1 protein-coding gene is annotated in these 20,150 nt (G+C 77.3%); it reads right to left on the bottom strand.

The window, feature by feature from the left end:
* Positions 1 to 3 precede the first annotated feature (3 nt).
* Complete coding sequence (locus AB0F89_RS22520) at positions 4 to 20,145, bottom strand: SDR family NAD(P)-dependent oxidoreductase (RefSeq protein ID WP_367127522.1); 20,142 nt, start codon at positions 20,143 to 20,145, stop codon at positions 4 to 6.
* Positions 20,146 to 20,150: the final 5 nt, after the last annotated feature.

The following is a 20,150-nucleotide window of genomic DNA, read 5'->3' as shown; positions in this document are numbered from 1 at the left end:
CCGCTAGTCGATCCGCAGCTCGTTGTCGATGAAGTCGAAGAGGTCGTCCGCGCCGGCGGTGCTGATCCGGGCGCCGACCGCGCTGGGCTCGGCGGCGTCGCCACCGGTCCAGCGCAGCAGCAGCGACCGCAACCGGTCGGTGATCTCCTGCCGCGCGTCCGGGTCGTCCGCGCCCACGTCGGAGAGCGCTTGGTCGAGCCGGTCCAGCTCGGCGACCACGGCCCGCGCGCCGCCCGGTTCCGCCGGCGCGAGGCCGTCGAGCAGGAGCCGGGACACGGCGTCGACCGTCGGGTGGTCGAACACCAGCGTCGCGGGCAGCCGCAGCCCGGACACCGCGCCGAGCCGGTTGCGCAGCTCGACCGCGGTGAGCGAGTCGAACCCGAGGTCGGTGAAGCCGCGGCCCGGGTCGAAGCCGTGCCCCCCGGAGCCGGTTCGGTCGTGCCCGAGCACGGCGGCGACCTGGTCGGACACCACGGCGTGCACGGCGGCCAGGCGTTCGGCGGCGGGCAGGGCGCGCAGCCGTTCGGCCAGGTCGGCCGGCGCGGCCTCGGCGGCGCGCCGGGCGACCGGCGGCACCAGGGCCGACAGCAGCGGCGGCACGGTCCCGGCGGCGCGCAGCGCGGCCTTGTCCAGCCGCAGCGCCACCACGACCGGGTCGGGCAGCGCCACGGCCCGGTCGAACCGGTCCAAGCCTTCCTCGGGGGTCAGCGCGGGCGTGCCCATCCGGGCCAGCCTGGCCAGCTCGGCGTCCGACAGCCCGCCGGTCATGCCCGCGTCGGCCGACCACGCGCCCCAGACGAGGGACTGCCCCGGCAGTCCCGCGGCCCGGCGGTTCACGGCGAGGGCGTCGAGCGCGGCGTTGGCGGCGGCGTAGTTCGCCTGGCCCGCGTTGCCGAACGTGCCCGCGACCGACGAGTACAGCACCAGCGGCACGTCGGTCAGCTCGTGCAGGTGCCAGGCGGCGTCGACCTTCGGCCGGAGCACGGTGTCGAACCGGTCCGGGGTGAGCGCGTCCACCACGCCGTCGTCGAGCACACCGGCGGTGTGCACCACGGCGGCCAGGTGGTCGACGCCGGACAGCAGGTCGGCGACGGCGTCGCGGTCGGCCACGTCGCAGGCGGCCACGTCGACGCGCGCGCCCAGTTCGGCGAGGTCGGCGACCAGCTCGGCCACCCCGTCGGCCGCCGCGCCGCGCCTGCTGACCAGCAGCAGGTCCCGCGCGCCGCGCCCGACCAGGTGACGGGCCAGCAGCCCGCCGAGGCCGCCGGCGCCGCCGGTGATCAGGACCGTGCCGTCCGGGTCCCAGGCCGGGTACTCGGCCGCCGTCGCCCCGACCGGGACGAGGCGGGGCACGCGGACCTCGTCGCCGCGCACGACGACCTGGTCCTCACCGCTCGCCAGGGCCGCCGCGAGCGCCGGGCCGGGCCGATCGGCGTCCACGAGCGCGAACCGGCCGGGGTGCTCGGCCTGCGCGCTGCGCACCAGGCCCCACACCGCCGCCGCGGCGACGTCGACGGTCTCGGAGTCCACCGCGTGCCGGGTGCCGAACACCAGGAGCGCGTCGGCGCAGCGCGGGTCGGCCAGCCAGTCGTGCAGCACGCCCAGCGCCCAGCCGGTCGTGGCGCGCACCGCCTCCGGCGCGGGCAGACCCGTCGTGGCGGGCGGTTCGGCCAGCACGACGTCCGGCAGGTCGTCACGGTCCGCTTCGGCCAGCGGGGCCCACCGCCCCTCGCCGGGGGTCACCCGGACCGGCGACCACGTGACGTGGAGCAGCGGGTCCGGGTCGGGTGCGGTGGCGCCGAGGGCGGCCGGGTCGACCGCGCGCAACGCCAGCGACCGCACCGACACCACCGGCGCGCCGGCCGGGTCGGTGGCGGTGAGCGCGACCGCGTCGCCGTCGGGCACGAGCCGCACCCGCAGCGCCGTCGCACCCGAGGCGTGCACGGTCGCGCCACCCCAGTTGAACGGCAGCAGCGGCGTGCCGGAGCCGGTCAGGTCGAGCAGCGCGGACGCCTGCAGCGCCGCGTCGAACAGGCCGGGGTGCAGCACGAAGCCCGCCGCCGCGGCCGGGTCCGGCAGGGCCAGCTCCACGAACACCTCGCCGGCGCGCCGCCACGCCGCGCGCAGGCACCGGAACGCCGGGCCGTAGTCGAACCCGGAGTCGGCGAACCGCTCGTAGACGTCGGACAGGTCCACCGGGTCGGCGTCGGCGGGCGGCCACTCGGCGGGCATCGCCCCGGGGTCCTCCGCCGACGTCCCGAGGACGCCGCTCGCGTTGCGCAGCCACGGCGCGTCGGCCGACGTCCGGGAGTGCACGCGCACGGTCCGCTCACCGCGCTCGTCCGCGCCGCCCACGGTCACCTGGACCTGCGCGCCCGCCTCGGGCAGCGCCAGCGGCGCCTCCAGCGTCAGCTCGCGGACCGTGCCGCAGCCGACCCGGTCACCGGCCCACACCGCGAGTTCCAGCACGGCCGTGCCCGGCACCAGCGTGGTGCCGAAGACGACGTGGTCGGCCAGCCACGGGTGGGTGCGGGTGGCCAGCCTGCCGGTGCCCAGCAGGCCGTCCGAGTCGGGCAGTTCGACCGCGCCGCCGAGCATCGGGTGCACGGCCGCGCCGAGCCCGACGGACGTGGCGTCACCGGCCTGGGCCTGCGGCTTGGGCCAGAAGCGGCGGTGCTGGAAGGCGTAGGTCGGCAGGTCGGCCCGGTCCGCGCCGGCGAACAGCGGCGCGAGGTCGACGCCGACGCCCTCGGTGTGCAGGCGGGCCAGCGCGGTGACGGCGGAGGTGTGCTCGTCCCGGTCGGCGCGCAGCACCGGCAGCACGACCGCCGCGCCGTCCAGGGTCTCCTCGGCCAGGGCGGTGAGCGTGCCGTCGGGGCCGAGTTCGAGCAGGACGCCGATGCCGTTGTCGCGGCACCACGCCACCGCGTCGTGGTAGCGGACGGTCGCCCGCACGTGCCGCACCCAGTACTCCGGGTCGGTCACGTCGGCGACCCCGCCGGTCACCGCGGACACGATCGGGACGCGCGGCTCGGCGAACGCCAACCCGGCGACCACCTCGCGGAACGCGTCCAGCACCGGCTCCACCAGCGGCGAGTGGAAGGCGTGGCTGACCCGCAGGCGGGTGGTCTTGCGGCCGAGCGCGGCGAAGTGCGCGGCGACGTCCTCCACGGCGGCGGCGTCACCCGCGACCACGACGGCGTTCGGGCCGTTGACGGCGGCGAGGTCGACCCGCGCGTCGAGCAGCGGGCGCACCTCGTCCTCGGACGCCCGGACGGCGACCATCGCGCCGCCGGCGGGCAGCGCGGACATGAGCCGGCCGCGCGCCACCACGAGCTTCGCCGCGTCGGGCCCGGAGAGCACCCCGGCGACCCGGGCCGCCGCGATCTCGCCGATCGAGTGGCCGACCAGCACGTCCGGGTGCGCGCCGAACGACTCCACGAGCCGGTGCAGCGCCACTTCCAGGCAGTACAGGGCGGGTTGGGCGAAGGCGGTGTCGTCCAGCCGGTCGCCGCCCGCGACGACGTCGCGCAGGGACGTGCCCAGCTCGGCCTCGACCTCGGCGGTGACCTCGTCCAGCGCGGCGGCGAAGACCGGGAAGCGGGCGGCGAGCCCCGCGCCCATGCCGACCCGCTGCGAGCCCTGGCCCGCGAACAGCAGCGCCACGCGCGGGGCGTCCCGGACGACCGCCTCGACCAGTCCGGGCGCGGTGCGCCCGGCGGCGAGCGCGGCGAGGCCGGCGTGCAACTCCTCGTCGGTGGTCCCGACGACGGCGGCCCGGTGCTCCAGCGCGGACCGGCCGGTGGCGAGCGTGCGCCCGACGGCGGCCGGGTCGTCCGCCCGGTCCAGCAGGTGGTCGAGCAGACGGGCCGCCTGCGCCTTCAACGCCCCGTTGCCGCGCGCGGACAGCACCCACGGCACTGCACTCGCCTCACCACGCGCGAGCACCGGCACCACGCCCGCCGCGCCACCAGCCGCCGCCGGCACGACGCTCGCCGCGCCGCTTGCGATCACCGGCGCGGCACTCGCCTGGCCGCCCGCAGCCGCCGGGGCCGCACCCGTCACTGCGCCGGCCCCACCACGCGCGAGCGCCGGTGCGGTCGGAGGTTGTTCGATGATCACGTGGGCGTTGGTGCCGCTGATGCCGAACGACGACACGCCGGCCCGGCGCGGGCGTTCGACGGCGGGCCAGTCGGTGGTCTCGGTCAGCAGCCGCACGCTGCCCTCGGTCCAGTCGACCTGGCGCGACGGCTCGCTGACGTGCAGGGTGCGCGGCAGGCGGCCGTGACGCATGGCCAGGACCACCTTGATGATCCCGGCGACACCCGCCGCCGCCTGGGTGTGACCGAGGTTGGACTTGATCGACCCCAGCAGCAGCGGCTCGTCGCGGTCCTGGCCGTAGGTCGCCAGCAGCGCTTGAGCCTCGATCGGGTCGCCGAGCGTCGTGCCGGTGCCGTGCGCCTCGACCGCGTCCACATCGGACGGTCGCAACCCGCCGCCCGCCAGGGCCTGCCGGATCACCCGCTGCTGCGACGGCCCGTTGGGCGCGGTCAGCCCGTTGGACGCGCCGTCCTGGTTCACCGCGCTGCCCCGGACCACGGCCAGCACGTCGTGGCCGTTGCGGCGGGCGTCGGACAGCCGCTCCAGCACCAGCACCCCGACACCCTCGGACCAGCCCACGCCGTCCGCGCTGTCGGAGAACGACTTGCACCGGCCGTCCGACGACAACCCGCGCTGGGCGATGAACTCGGCGAACGGCGTCGGCGTGGCCATCACCGTGACCCCGCCCGCCAGCGCCAGCGCGCACTCCCCGGAGCGCAGCGACTGCGCGGCCAGGTGCAGCGCCACCAGCGACGACGAACAGGCCGTGTCGACCGTGACGGCCGGCCCCTCCAGCCCGAGCGTGTACGACACCCGCCCGGACGCGACGCTGCCCGCGCTGCCGTTGCCCTGGTAGCCGCCGGTCTCGGGGTCGCCGCGCAGCAGCATCCCGTAGTCGCTGTACATGACGCCGACGAACACGCCGGTGCGGCTGCCGCGCAGGCTGCGCGGCGGGACGCCGGCCCGTTCGCACGCCTCCCACGACGTCTCCAGCAGCAGCCGCTGCTGGGCGTCGGTGGCGACGGCCTCGCGCGGGCTCATGCCGAAGAAGTCGGCGTCGAACTCGCCCGCGTCGTGCAGGAAGCCGCCCTGCAGCACGTCGCGGGACACCTCCAGCTCGTCCACGCCGGTCAGGTCCCAGCCGCGGTCGGTCGGGAAGCCGGTCACGGCGTCGCCGCCCGCCACCAGGAACCGCCACAGCTCCTCGGGCGTGGTGATGCCGCCCGGGTAGCGGCAGGCCATGCCGACGATCACGACCGGGTCGTCGTCGGCGGCCCGCGCGGTGGCCTCGACCGCCTCGACCCGTGATCCGTCCACTTCGGACAGCACGTGCTCGGCCAGCGCCAGCGGCGTCGGGTGGTCGAACACCAGCGTCGCGGGCAGCCGCAGGCCGGTGGCGGCGGTGAGGTTGTTGCGCAGCTCCACGGCGGTCAGCGAGTCGAACCCGATCTCGCCGAACGCCCGCTCGGGCTCGATGTCGGCGGCCGAGGCGTGCCCGAGCACCTGGGCGACCTGGGCGCGGACCTGGTCGAGCACGAACCGCAGCCGCTCGGCGGGCGACCGGTCGCGCAGGGCGCGCGCCAGCTCGCCCGCACCGGCCGCCGCCCGGCGCGCGGTCGGCTTGACCAGGGCGCGGAACAGCGGCGGCACCTCGGGTGCGGCGCGCAGCGCGGCCAGGTCGACCCGCACCGGCAGCACGGCCGGGCGGTCGAGGTCGCCGAACGCGGTGGCGTCGAACAGCGCCAGGCCCAGCTCCTCGCTCAACGGCGGCAGCCCGGACCGGGTCATGCGGGCCACGTCGGCCTCGGCGAGCCCGCCGAGCATGCCCTCCGCGCGCGCCCACGCGCCCCAGGCCAGCGATCGCACCGGCAGCCCGCGGGCGGCGCGGTGGGCGGCCAGGGCGTCGAGCGCGGCGTTGGCGGCGGCGTAGTTGCCCTGGCCCGCCGCGCCGAGCGCGCCCGCGACGGACGAGAACAGCACCAGCGGTCCGGCGAACAGCTCGTGCAGGTGCCAGGCCGCCTCGACCTTCGGCCCGATCACCCGGTCGAGCCGGGCCTGGTCCAGCGAGTCGAGGACGCCGTCGTCCAGCACGCCCGCCGCGTGCACCACGGCGGCCGGCGGGTGCTCGGCGAGCAGCGCCGCGACCTGGTCGCGGTCGGTGGTGTCGCAGCGGACCACGTCGACGCGGGCGCCCAGGCCGGTCAGGTCGGCGGCCAGTTCAGCCGCGCCCGGCGCGTCGGGCCCGCGCCGACCGGCCAGCACCAGGTGCCCGACGCCGTGCGCGGTGACGAGGTGGCGGGCGAGCAGCGCGCCCAACCCGCCGGTGCCGCCGGTGATCAGGACGCGGCCCGCCCACGGTTCGGCGGGCCGCGCGGTGGCGCGCACCAGCCGGGCCGCGCGGGCGTTGCCGTCGCGCAGGGCCAGCTGGGGTTCGCCGGTGGCGACCGCGCCGGGCAGCGCGGCGGCCGAGGCCGGTGTCCCGTCGAGGTCGACGAGCGTGACGCGGCCGGGGTTCTCGGTCTGGGCGGTGCGGGCGAGGCCCCACACGGCGGCGAGCGCCGGGTCCGGGTCGTCGCCGACCGCGCCGGAGGTCACCAGGACCAGCCGGGTGTCGGCGAGGCGGGGCTCGGCGAACCACCGCTGGAGCAGGTCGAGCGCCGCGCCCGCGGTGGCCCGGACGGACCCCGGGAGGTCGCCGCCGGCGCTCTCGACCACGACGGCGACCGCGCTCGGCACGTCCTCCGCGGCCACCAGCTCGGCCAGGTCCGCGTGCACCGGCAGGTCGAGGCCGGGGATCGGGGCGCCGAGGGCGGCGCAGCCCGCGGTGGTCGTCGCGGTGGTCGGCACCGGCGCCCAGTCGACGCCGAACAGCGCGTCACGGGGAGTCGTCACGGCCACCTGGCCGGACGCCACCTCGCGCAGCACCAGGCCCTCGACGGTGGCGACCGGGTTGCCCGCGCCGTCCGCCACGCGCAGCGACACCTCGTTCGCCCCCGTGGGGATGACGGTCGCGCGCAGCGCGGTGGCTCCGGCGGCGTGCAGGGTCGCGCCGCGCCACGAGAACGGCAGGCGACCGCCGGCCAACCCGGCGAAGCCGACTGCTTGGAGCACCGCGTCGAGCAGCGCCGGGTGCACGCCGAACGCCGCCGCGGCGGCCCGGTGCTCCTCGGGCAGGTCGGCCTCCACGTGCACGACACCGCCCGCGCGCCACACCGAGGTCAGGCCCTGGAACACCGGTCCGTACGCGAAGCCGTCGTCGGCGGCCCGCTCGTAGAACCCGTCCAGGTCGACCGGTTCGGCGTCGGCGGGCGGCCACGTGGTCAGCGCCACCGGGTCACCGGCGACCGGCGTCGCGGCGCCGGTGGCGTGCCGGGTCCACGGGCCGTCGTCGTCCTCCGGTCGCGAGTGGACGGTCAGCGGCCGGGCGCCGGTGTCGTCGGCCGCGCCGACGGCGACCTGCACCACGACCGAACCTCGTTCGGGCAGGACGAGCGGCGCGGCGAGGGTCAGCTCCTCCACCCGCGCGCACCCGGCCTCGGCGGCGACGTGCGCGGCCAGGTCCAGGAACGCGGTGCCGGGCAGGATCGCCGCGCCGAGCACGGCGTGGTCGGCGAGCCACGGGTGCGTGTCGAGCGACAGGCTGCCGGTGAACAGGTGGCCGCCGGTCTCGGTCAGCTCGACGCTCGCGGCGAGCAGCGGGTGGCCGGAGTCGCGCAGGCCGAGGCTGCCCAGGCCGCCCGCCATCAGCCGCAGGCCCTGCGGCCAGTAGTGGCGGTGCTGGAAGGCGTAGGTCGGCAGGTCGGCGCGCCGGGCGCCGGTGCCCGCGAACACCTCCGCCCACGTCACGGGCACGCCCGCCACCGCGAGGCGGCCGAGCGCGGTGGCGGCGGACACCTCTTCGCCGACGCCGCGCCGCAGCAGCGGGACGGCCCCGGTGGCGGCGCTGAGCGAGCCGTCCGGCCCGACCTCCACCAGCGCGGTGACGTCCAGCGACGCCACCGCGTCGGCGAACCGCACGGTCCGCCGCACCTGGTCCACCCAGTAGTCCGGCGAGCACGCGGTCCGCGCGTCCAGCGGCTGCGCGGTCACGGTCGAGGTGATCGGGATCTCCGGCGGCGCGAACGCCAGGTCCGCGACGACGGCCCGGAACTCCGCCAGCACCGGGTCCATCAGCGGGGAGTGGAACGCGTGGCTCACGGCGAGCCGGCGCGCGCGGTGGCCGGCGTCGGCCAGCCGGTCCGCGGCGGCCCGCACGCGGTCCTCCGGACCGGCGATCACCAGGGCGTCCGGGGCGTTCACGGCGGCCAGCACCACGTCGTCGTCCAGCACGGGCGCGACGTCCTCGACGGAGGCGCGCACCGACACCATCGCGCCGCCGGACGGCAGCGCGGACATCAGCCGACCGCGGGCGACGACCATGCGCGCGGCGTCGGCCAGGGACAGCACGCCGGCGACGTGCGCGGCGGCGATCTCGCCGACCGAGTGCCCGACCAGCACGTCCGGCCGCACGCCCCACGAGCGCACGAGCCGGAACAGCGCCACCTCCACCGCGAACAGGGCGGGCTGGGTGAACGCGGTGTCGTCCAGCCGCCCGTCGCCGGAGGTGACGACCTCGCGCAGCGACAGGCCGAGCTCGGCGTCCAGCGCGGCGTAGACCTCGGCGAGGGCGTCGGCGAACACGGGGTGACGGGCGGCCAGCTCCTCCCCCATGCCGACCCGCTGCGCGCCCTGGCCCGCGAACAGCAGGCCCACGCGGGGCTTGCCGCGCACGGCGGACGACGTGCCGCCCTCGGCGAACGCGGTCAGCGCGCCGATCGCGTCGGCCCGCGTCACGGCCGTGACGGCGGTCCGGTGCTCGAACCACGACCGGCTGGTGACCAGCGAGAACGCCGTGTCGAGCAGGTCGGCGTCCGCCAGGTGCGCCGCCAGCCGCGCGGCTTGGTCGCGCAACGCCTCCGGCGTCTTGGCGGACAGCACGAGCGGCACGGCGGACGGGGTGACGGCGGCGTCGGAGCGGTCCGGCGCGGCGGGCCACTGCTCGATGATGGTGTGCGCGTTGGTGCCGCTGATGCCGAACGACGACACGCCCGCGCGGCGCACCCGGCCGGTCTCCGGCCACGGCACCGGCTCGGGCACCAGGTCGACGTCGCCCGCGTCCCAGTCCACGTGGGACGACGGCGCGCCCAGGTGCAGGGTGCGCGGCACGACGCCGTGCCGCATCGCCATGACCACCTTGATGACGCCCGCGACGCCCGCCGCCGCCTGGGTGTGGCCCAGGTTCGACTTGATCGACCCGAGCAGCAGCGGGCGCTCGCGGTCCTGCCCGTAGGTGGCCAGCACCGCCTGCGCCTCGATCGGGTCACCCAGCGTCGTGCCGGTGCCGTGCGCCTCCACCACGTCCACATCGGACGGTCGCAGGCCCGCGGACGCCAGCGCCGCCCGGATCACCCGCTGCTGCGACGGCCCGTTCGGGGCCGTGAGCCCGTTCGACGCGCCGTCCTGGTTGACCGCCGAGCCGCGGACGACCGCGAGCACGTCGTGCCCGTTGCGCCGCGCATCGGACAGCCGCTCCAGGACCAGGATGCCGACGCCCTCGCCCCAGCCGACGCCGTCCGCGCTGTCGGAGAACGACTTGCAGCGGCCGTCCGGGGACACGCCGCGCTGCCGGCTGTAGTCGACGAACACGTTGGGCGTGGACATGACGGTCACGCCGCCCGCCAGCGCCAGGTCGCACTCGCCCTGCCGCAGCGCCTGCGCCGCGAGGTGCAGCGTGACCAGGGACGACGAGCACGCCGTGTCGACGGTGATCGCCGGGCCCTCCAGGCCGAGGGTGTAGGCGACCCGGCCGGAGGCGATGCTGCCGCCGCTGCCGTTGCCGCCGTAGCCCTCGGCGTCCGCGACGTTGAACAGGGTGAACGCGTAGTCGCTGTACATCACGCCGACGAACACGCCGGTCCGGCTGCCGCGCAGCGTCACGGGGTCGACGCCCGCGCGTTCGACGGCTTCCCAGGACGCCTCCAGCAGCAGCCGCTGCTGCGCGTCGGTGGCCAGCGCCTCGCGGGGCGACAGGCCGAAGAACGCCGCGTCGAACTCGGGCGCCTCGTGCAGGAACCCGCCGGACCGGGTGTAGGACGTGCCGGGGTGCGCGGGGTCGGGGTGGTAGAGGTTGTCGACGTCCCAGCCCCGGTCGGTCGGGAAGTCGGTGACCGCGTCCACGCCGTCGCTGACGAGCCGCCACAGGTCCTCGGGCGAGCGCACCCCGCCCGGGTAGCGGCAGCCCATGCCGACGATCACGATCGGGTCGTCGTCGGAGACGCGCGTGGTCGGGGCGGTGGGCGCGTCGGCGAGCGTGCCGAGCAGTTCGTCACCCAGGTAGGCGGCGAGCGCGGCCGGGGTCGGGTAGTCGAACACCAGGGTCGCGGGCAGCCGCAGGCCGGTGGCCGCGCCGAGCCGGTTGCGCAGGTCGACGGAGGTCAGCGAGTCGAAGCCGAGTTCGCGGAACGGCAGGTCGGGGTCGACGGCGTCGGCCGAGCCGTGCCCGAGCACGACGGCGACCTGCTCGGCGACCATCCCGGCCAGCGCGCCCGCCCGTTCGTCGGCGGGCAGCGCGGACAGGACGTCGGACAGCGCGCGGGCGGCGTCGGAGCCGGCGCGGGCGGCGGACCGGCGGGCGGGCGGCACGAGGCCGCGCAGCAGGGCGGGCACCTCGAACCGGCCGCGCAGCACGGCGAGGTCCAGGTGCAGCGGCGCGGCCACGGGTTCGGCGGTCGCCACGGCCGCGTCGAACAGCGCGAGGCCGGTCTCGGCGGGCATGGCGGGCATGCCGGAGCGGGCCATGCGCTGCAGGTCGGCGTCGGTGAGCGAGCCGGTGAGGCCGCCCTCCTGCGCCCACGGCCCCCACACCAGGGACTGGCCGGGCAGGCCGGCGGCGGCGCGGTGCTGCATGAGCGCGTCGACCCAGGCGTTGGCGGCGGCGTAGTTGGCCTGGCCGGGGCTGCCGAGCGTGCCGGACACCGACGAGTAGGCCAGGAACGCGGTCAGGTCGAGGTGGGCGGTGGCCTCGTGCAGGTGCCAGGCCACGTCGACCTTCGGCCGCAGCACCCCGGCCATCCGCTCCGGCGTCAACGACGTCAGCACGCCGTCGTCCAGGACGCCGGCGGCGTGCACGACCGCGCCCACCGGGTGCGCCGCGACGAGGGCGCGCACGGCGTCGCGGTCGGTGAAGTCGCAGGCGGCCACGGAGATGTCCGCGCCCAGCCCGGTCAGGTCGGCGACCAGCTCGTCCACCCCGGCGGCGGCCGGGCCGCGACGACCGGCGAGCACCAGCCGGCGCGCGCCGTGGTGGGTCACCAGGTGCCGGGCCAGCATCCCGCCCAGGCCGCCCGTGCCACCGGCGACGAGGACCGCGCGGTCGGCGTCGACCAGCGGTGACGTGCGGCGGGGCGCGTCGGCGGGCACGCGGGCGAAGCGGGGCACGAGCACGTCGCCGGCGCGCACGGCGGCCTGGGGTTCGCCGGCGGCCAGCACGGCGGCCAGCGCCTCGGCGGGCTCGTCCGGGCCGAGGTCGACCAGCGCGAACCGGCCGGGCTCCTCCATCAGCGCGGACCGCACCAGGCCCCACGCGCCGGCGGCGGCGAGGTCGGCGACGTCCTCGCCACCCACGGACATCGCGCCGCGCGTGACGACGACCAGCACCGCGTCGCCGAACCGGGTGTCGGACACCCAGGTCCGGCACAGCTCCAAGACCCGCACCGCGACCTCGTGCGCGGACTCGACCGGCCGTGCCGGGTCGCCCTCGACCGGCGCGAACACCACGCCGCTCGCCTCGGCGAGGTCGTCCAGCGAGGTGTGGCGCACCGCGCCGGGCAGGCCCAGGTCGTGCGGGCCGACGACGACCGGCGCGTCCAGCGGGGCCGCCTCGGCGGTCACCGGCGTCCAGTCGACGCGGAACACCGAGGTCGGCGCGGCCGGCGCGGCGAGGGCGTCGGCGGCGACCGGGCGCAGGGTCAGCGAGGTGACCGTGGCGACCGGCTCACCGTCCGCGTCGGCCACGGTCAGCGCCACCGCGTCCGGGCCGACCGGGGTGAGCTTGACCCGCACCGCGCCCGCGCCGCCCGCGTGGACGGTGACACCGGACCAGGAGAACGGCAGCCGGCCCGCGCCGCCGCTGCCGGGCAGGGCGAACGCGGAGGCGTGCAGGGCGGCGTCGAGCAGGGCCGGGTGCAGGGCGAACGCGGAGGCGTCCACCGAGTCGTCGGTCCGCGGCAGCACGACCTCCGCGAACGTGTCGTCACCGCGCTGCCACACGGCGGTGAGCCCCTGGAACGCGGGCCCGTAGCCGAACCCGCCCTCGGCGAGGTCGTCGTAGAAGCCGTCCAGCGGCACGGCGGTCGCGCCGGTCGGCGGCCACTCGGCCCGACCGGGCGCGGCGGGCAGGGCGGCGACGGCCAGCACGCCGGTCGCGTGCCGCGTCCACGGCTGGTCGGCGGTCTCCTGGCGGGAGTACACGGCGAGCGCGCGCGTGCCGTCGTCGGCGGGCGCGCCCACTGCGACCTGCACGTCCACCCGGCCTCGGGCGGGCAGCACGAGCGGGGTCTGGAGGGTCAGCTCCTCGACGCGGGCGCAGCCGACCTCGTCGGCGGCGCGGACGGCCAGCTCCAGGTAGGCGGTGCCGGGGACGACGATCGCGCCGAGCACGGCGTGGTCGGCGAGCCACGGGTGGCTGCGCACGGACAGGCTGCTCGTGAACAGGTGCCCGTCCGAGTCGGGCAGCTCGACGGCCGCGCCCAGCAGCGGGTGGCCGACCGGGCGCAGGCCCGCCGCCGTCACGTCGCCCGCGACGTCCGAGGTGCGCGGCCAGTAGCGGGTGTGCTGGAAGGCGTAGGTGGGCAGGTCGACGCGGCGCGCTCCGGTTCCCGCGAAGGCCGCCAGGGCGCCGCCCGCACCTGCGGTGTGCAGCTGCGCCAGGGCGGTGACCAGCGTCGTCGGCTCGTCGCGGTCCCGGCGCAGCAGCGGCACGACGACCGCGTCGTCCGCCGCGCTGTCCTGCACCGCGCCGGTCAGCGACCCGTCCGGCCCGACCTCGACGAACAGCGCGGCGCCGGTCGCGCGCACGGCGTCGGCGAACCGGACGGTGTCGCGGACCTGCCGGACCCAGTACTCCGGTGAGTCCCACTGCCCGTTGGCCGTGGACTCGTAGGCGATCCGGGGTGCTTCGAACGCGATCCCGTCCAGCACGCGGCGGAAGTCGTCCAGCACCGGGTCCATCAACGCCGAGTGGAACGCGTGGCTGACCCGCAGTCGCTTGGTCCGGTGCCCGGCCAGCCGTTCCTGAACGGCCAGGACACCGGCCTCCGGTCCGGCGACCACCAGCGACGCGGGACCGTTGACGGCGGCGATCGAGACGCCGTCGACCAGCAGCGGCACGACGACGTCCTCGGGGGCGGCCACCGCGAGCATCGCGCCGCCCGCGGGCAGGGCCTGCATCAGGTTCGCCCGCGCCACCACCAGGCGGCACGCGTCGGCCAGCGAGAACACGCCCGCCACGTGCGCGGCGGCGATCTCGCCCACCGAGTGCCCGACCAGCACGTCCGGCCGCACGCCCGCCGACTCCAGCAGCCGGAACAGGGCCACCTCGACGGCGAACAGCGCGGGCTGGGCGAACCCGGTCCGGTCCAGGTCGGCGTTCAGCAGGACGTCGCGCAGCGACCAGCCCAGCTCGGCGTCGAGCGTCGCGGCCACCTCGTCCAGCGCGGCGGCGAACACGGGGTGCGACGCGTGCAGCTCGCAGCCCATCCGGGCGCGCTGCGAGCCCTGGCCCGCGAATACGAACGCGGTGCGGGGCCTGCCGCGGGTGGCGACGCCCTCGCCGTTCTCGGCGAACGCGGTCAGGCGGGCGACCGCCCCGTCCCGATCGGCGGCCACGACGGCGGCCCGGTGGGTGAACGCGGACCGGCTCGTGAGCAGCGAGTACGCCAGGTCGACGGTGCGCAGGTCGGTGCGCTCGCCGACGAACGCCGCCAGCCGGGCGGCCTGGTCGCGCAGCGCGGCCGGGGTCTTCGCCGACAGCACCCACGGCAGCACGCGGTCCGCGACCGGCTCGGGGCCGGGCGGTTCGGGTGCGGTCGGCGCGTCGGGGGCCTGCTCGATGATGGTGTGCGCGTTGGTGCCGCTGACGCCGAACGAGGACACGCCCGCCCGCCACGGCCGACCGGTCTCCGGCCAGGACCGGGCCCGCGCCAGCAGTTCGACGGCGCCCGCCGTCCAGTCCACGTGCGACGACGGCGCGTCCAGGTGCAGGCTGCGCGGGGCCAGGCCGTGGCGCATGGCGAGCACGACCTTGATCACGCCCGCGACGCCCGCCGCGGCCTGCGAGTGGCCGATGTTCGACTTGATCGACCCGAGCAGCAGCGGGCGCTCGCGCTCCTGCCCGTAGGCGGCGAGCACGGCCTGCGCCTCGATCGGGTCGCCCAGCGTGGTGCCCGTGCCGTGCGCCTCCACCAGGTCCACTTCGGATGGTGCGAGGCCGGCGTCGGCGAGGGCGGCGCGGATGACGCGTTGCTGTGACGGGCCATTGGGCGCGGTCAGGCCGTTGGACGCGCCGTCCTGGTTGACCGCGCTGCCCTTGACCACGGCCAGCACTTCGTGGCCGTTGCGGCGGGCGTCGGAGAGCCGTTCGAGCACCAGCACGCCGACGCCCTCGGACCAGCCCACGCCGTCCGCGCTGTCGGCGAACGAGCGGCAGCGGCCGTCGGCCGACATCGCGCCCTGCTCGCTGAACTCGATGAACCCGGCCGGGGTGGACATCACCATCACGCCGCCGGCCAGCGCCAGCGAGCACTCCCCCGCGCGCAGCGACCGCGCGGCCAGGTGCAGGGCCACCAGGGACGACGAGCACGCCGTGTCCACGGTGACCGCCGGGCCTTCGAGGCCGAGCACGTAGGAGATGCGGCCGGACAGCACGCTGGCCGAGTTGCCGCTGTTGAGGTGGCCCAGCACCTCTTCGTGCGCGTGGGCGGCGACGCCCGCGTAGTCCTGGCCGCTGGTGCCGACGAACACGCCGGTGTCCCGGCCGCGCAGGGTCGCCGGGTCGATGCCCGCGCGCTCCAGCGACTCCCAGGCGACCTCCAGCAGCAGCCGCTGCTGCGGGTCCATCGCCAGCGCCTCGCGCGGCGAGATCTCGAAGAACCCGGCGTCGAAGCCCGCCGCGCCCTCCAGGAAGCCGCCTTCGCGGGTCCGCGACGACCCGAAGTCCGCGCCCGCCAACACGTCCAGGTCCCAGCCGCGGTCGGCGGGGAACGGGCCGATGCCGTCGCGCCCCTCCACCAGCAGGTCCCACAGGTCCTCCGGCGACCGCACACCGCCCGGGTAGCGGCACGCCATGCCGACGATCGCGATCGGGTCGTCGTCCACGGCGGTGCGGACGGTGGTCGGCACGAGCGCCGCCGGGCCGCCGACCAGTTCGGCGAGGACGTGCGCGGCGAGCACGGCGGGCGTCGGGTGGTCGAAGACGAGGGTGGCGGGCAGGTTCAGGCCGGTCAGCGCGCCCAGGCCGTTGCGCAGTTCGACGGCGGTCAGCGAGTCGAAGCCGAGGTCGCGGAACGGCCGGTCGGCCTCGATCGCGGCGGGGTCGGAGCGGCGCAGCACGGACGCGGCGACCGTGCGGACGGCGTCGAGCACCGCCGCGCCCCGGTCGTCCTCCGGCATGGTGGCGAGGCGTTCGCGCAGCTCGGAGGTGGTGGTGCCGGCGTCGGTCCGGTCGGCCTCGGCGGCGGCGACCGCGTGCCGGGCCTGCGGGAGGTCGGCGAACAGCGGGGTGGGTCGGCTGAGCAGCGACAGGTCCAGGAAGGCGGACCAGTCCACGTCGGCGACGGTCAGCGCGGGCAGCCCTTCGGCGACCGCGAGGTCCAGCGCGTCCAGGGCCGACTCGGGCTCCACCGGCGTGACACCGCGACCGAAGGCGGTGGTGGCGGGGTTGTCCGGCAGCGCCCACGGGCCCCAGGCGACGGAGGTGGCGGGCAGGCCGCGCGCGTGGCGGTGCTCGGCGAGGGCGTCGAGGACGGCGTGCGCGGCGGCGTGCCCGGCGCGGCCGAGGACGCCGGTGACGCCGGTCAGCGAGGAGCAGAGGACGAAGGCGGCGAGGTCGAGGTGGGCGGTGGCCTCGTGCAGGGTGGTGGCGGTGCGCGCCGGGGTGAGGGCGTGGGCGAGGTGGGCGGCGTCGGCGCTGTCGACCACCCGGTCGTCGTGGACGCCGATGGCGTGGACGACGGAGGTGACGGGGTGTTCGGCGAGCAGCGCGTCCACGGCGGCGCGGTCGGTGAGGTCGCAGGCGACGAACGTGACCCGGGCACCCGCCGCTTCGAGTTCGGCGCGCAGTTCGGCGTGCGCGGCGGCAAGCAGGTCGGCGGGCGAGGCGGCAGCGAGTGCGGCGGCAGGTGCGGCAGCGGTCGGGTCGGCAGGCAGGTCGGCGGGCGCGGCAGCGGACAGGTCGGCGGGCGCGGCGGAAAGCGGGGCGGCGGACAGGGTGGTGGGCGCGGCGGGGTCCGGTGCGGTTCGGGCGACCAGCAGCAGGTGGACACCTTCACGGGCCAGGTGGCGGGCGATTCGCGACCCGACCCGGCCGGTGCCGCCCGCGATCAGCACGGAGTCGCCGGACCACGCGCCGGTCGAGCCCTGGGTCCGGGCGGGCGCGGGGATGAGGCGTCTGGCCAGCACGCCGTCCGCGCGCACCGCCACCTGGTCCTCATCACCCGCCAGCACGCGCGGCAGCAGGGTGGCGGTTTCGGGGTCCACCGCGGCGGGCAGGTCGACCATCCCGCCCCAGCGGCGCGGGTACTCCAGGGCGGCGACGCGGCCGAGGCCCCACGCGGCGGCCTGGGCCGGGTCCGACTCGACGTCGCGGGTCGCGCACCACAGCGGGGCGTCCACGCCGAGGTCGCCGAGCGCCTGCACGAGGCACGCGCCGGCGGTCGGGTCCGCCAGGGCCAGCAGGGACAGCACGCCGCCGAAGTCGGCCCCGTCGAGCAGCGCGGGCCGCAGTGACGCGACGAGGCCGGCGCGGGTCAGGTCGTCCGGCGTCACGACGGCCGTCACACCGAGCGCGGCGATGACCTGCCCCGCCCACTCGGAGCCGAGGTGCGCGGCGGGCACGACGACCAGCCACGGGTCGGCTCCACCGGCGGGGCCCGGCTCGACCGGGGTCCACACGGCGCGGTAGCGGCGGCCGTCGGTGACGAACCGCTCGCGCCTGCGCCGCCGCCACGCCGACAGCGCGGGCACGACCGCGCCCAGCGCGGCCTCGTCCACGTCGAGGTCGGCGCTGAGCCGGTCGAGGTCGGTGGCGGCCAGGACGTCCCAGAAGCCGTCGTCCGCCGGCACGTCCTCCGGGACCTCCGGCCAGAACCGCTCGTGCCGGAACGCGTAGGTCGGCAGCTCGACCGCGGCGCGCGGGCCGAGGAACGCTGCCCAGTCGGGGCGCACGCCGCCGACCGCCAGCGCGCCCACCGCCGCGGCCATCGCCTCGTCCTCGTCGCGGTCGCGGCGCAGCGTGGGCACGACCGCGGCGGGACCGGCACTGGCCCGCGCCATGCCGGACACCGACCCGTCGGGCCCGATTTCGAGCAACGTGCGGACGCCGTCGTCCACGAGCCGCCGGACGCCGTCGGCGAACCGGACGGTGGAGCGGACCTGGGTGGCCCAGTGGTCGGCCCAGCTGTCCGGGCGCAGCGGCGCGCCGGTCACCGTGGACACGATCGGGATCGTCGGCTCGGCGTGGGTGATCGTCTCGGCGACGGCGCGGAACTCGGCGAGCACCGGGTCCATCAGCGGCGAGTGGAACGCGTGGCTCACCCGCAGCCGCTTGGCCTTGTCGCCCAGCCGGTCGGCGACGGCGAGCACGGCGTCCTCGGGCCCGGCCAGGACGACCGACTCCGGCCCGTTCACCGCGGCCACCGCGACCTCCGGCGGCAGCAGCGGCAGGACGTCGGCCTCGGCGGCGCGGACGGCGACCATCGCGCCGCCCTCCGGCAGCGCGCGCATGAGCCGGCCGCGGGCGGACACCAGGCGGCAGGCGTCGGCGAGGGTGAGGACGCCGGCGACGTGCGCGGCGGCGATCTCGCCGACGGAGTGGCCGAGCAGGAAGTCCGGGCGCACGCCCCACGACTCCAGGAGCCGGAACAGCGCCACCTCGAACGCGAACAGCGCCGCCTGGGTGTGGTCGGTGGAGTCCAGCAGCGCGGCCCGCGGCGTGCCGGGTTCGGCGAACAGCACGTCGGTGGACGTGTCGAGCAGGGCCAGCGCCTCGTCCAGCGCGGCGGCGAACACCGGGTGCCGGGCGTACAGCTCCCGGCCCGCGCCCGCGCGCTGCGAGCCCTGACCGGCGAACAGCGCGGCCAGACCGCCGCGACCGGGCGCGCCGGTGATCACGTCGGGGTGCGGTGCGCCGGCGGCCAGCGCGTCGAGGCCGGTCAGGAGCCCTTGGCGGTCGCGGGCGACGACGGCGGCCCGCTGGTCGAGCGCGGCCCGCGTGGTGGCGGCGGAGAACGCGAGGTCGGCGACGGGCGCGGTGGAGCCGGCGACGTGGTCGCGCAGCTTGGCGGCCTGGGCGCGCAGGGCGGCGGCGCCGCGGGCCGACACCAGGACCGGGACCGCGCCCGGAACGGGTTCGGCGACCGCGGCGGCGTCGGGTTCCGGCGCCTGTTCCAGGATCACGTGCGCGTTGGTCCCGCTCAGGCCGAACGACGACACCGCGGCCCGGCGCGGCCGGTTCACCGCCGGCCAGTCGCGGGCCCCGGTCAGCAGCTCCACCCGGCCCGCCGACCAGTCGACCGCGGTCGACGGGCGCTCCACGTGCAGGGTCGCGGGCAGCACGCCGTGGCGCATCGCCTGCACGGCCTTGATCACGCCCGCGACGCCGGCGGCGGCCTGGGTGTGGCCCAGGTTCGACTTGATCGAGCCCAGGTAGGCGGGCGTCTCGCGGTCCAGGCCGTAGGTGGCCAGCAGCGCCTGCGCCTCGATCGGGTCGCCCAGCGACGTCCCGGTGCCGTGCGCCTCGATGACGTCCACTTCGGACGGTGACAGGTCGGCGTTGGCCAGGGCCTGCCAGATCACCCGGCGCTGGGACGGGCCGTTGGGCGCGGTCAGGCCGTTGGACGCGCCGTCTGAGTTGACCGCCGAGCCCCGGATCACGGCCAGCACGCGGTGGCCGTTGCGCTGCGCGTCGGACAGCCGCTCCAGCACCAGCACGCCCACGCCCTCGGACCAGCCGGTGCCGTCCGCGCCGTCGGCGAACGCCTTGCACCGGCCGTCGAAGGACAGGCCGCCCTGCCGGGAGAACTCCACGAACGCGCCGGGCGACGCCATCACCGTCACGCCGCCGGCCAGCGCCAGCCCGCACTCGCGGGTGCGCAGGGCGTGCGCGGCCCAGTGCAGCGCGACCAGGGACGACGAGCACGCCGTGTCCACGGTGACGGCCGGGCCTTCCAGGCCGAGCACGTACGCCAACCGGCCGGACAGCACGCTGGCCGCGTTGCCGGTGCCCAGGTGGCCCTCGACGTCCGCGCCCGAGGCGTGCACCAGGTGCCCGTACTCCTGGCCGTTCGTGCCGACGAACACGCCGGTGTCGCCGCCGCGCAACGCGGTCGGGTCGAGCCCGGCCCGCTCCAGCGCCTCCCACGCGACCTCCAGCAGCAGGCGCTGCTGCGGGTCCATGGCCAGCGCCTCGCGCGGCGAGATGCCGAAGAAGTCCGCGTCGAAGTCGCCCGCGCCGGGCAGGAACCCGCCGCGGGCCGTGGCCGCCGCCTCGCCGAGCGCGGCCAGGTCCCAACCGCGGTCGGTCGGGAAACCGCCGATGGCGTCACCGCCCGACGCGACCAGGTCCCACAGCTGCTCCGGGTCCTCGACGCCGCCGGGGAACCGGCAGCCCATCCCGACCACCGCGATCGGCTCCCGTTCGCGGCGGCGCGCCTCGTCCAGGCTGCGCTTGGTGTCGCGCAGGTCGGCGGTGGCCCGCTTGAGGTAGTCGAGCAGCTTGTCTTCACTGGCCACGGAGG

The organism is Saccharothrix sp. HUAS TT1, assembly GCF_040744945.1.
GTDB lineage: Bacteria > Actinomycetota > Actinomycetes > Mycobacteriales > Pseudonocardiaceae > Actinosynnema.
This window is presented reverse-complemented; position numbering and strand designations above follow the sequence as displayed.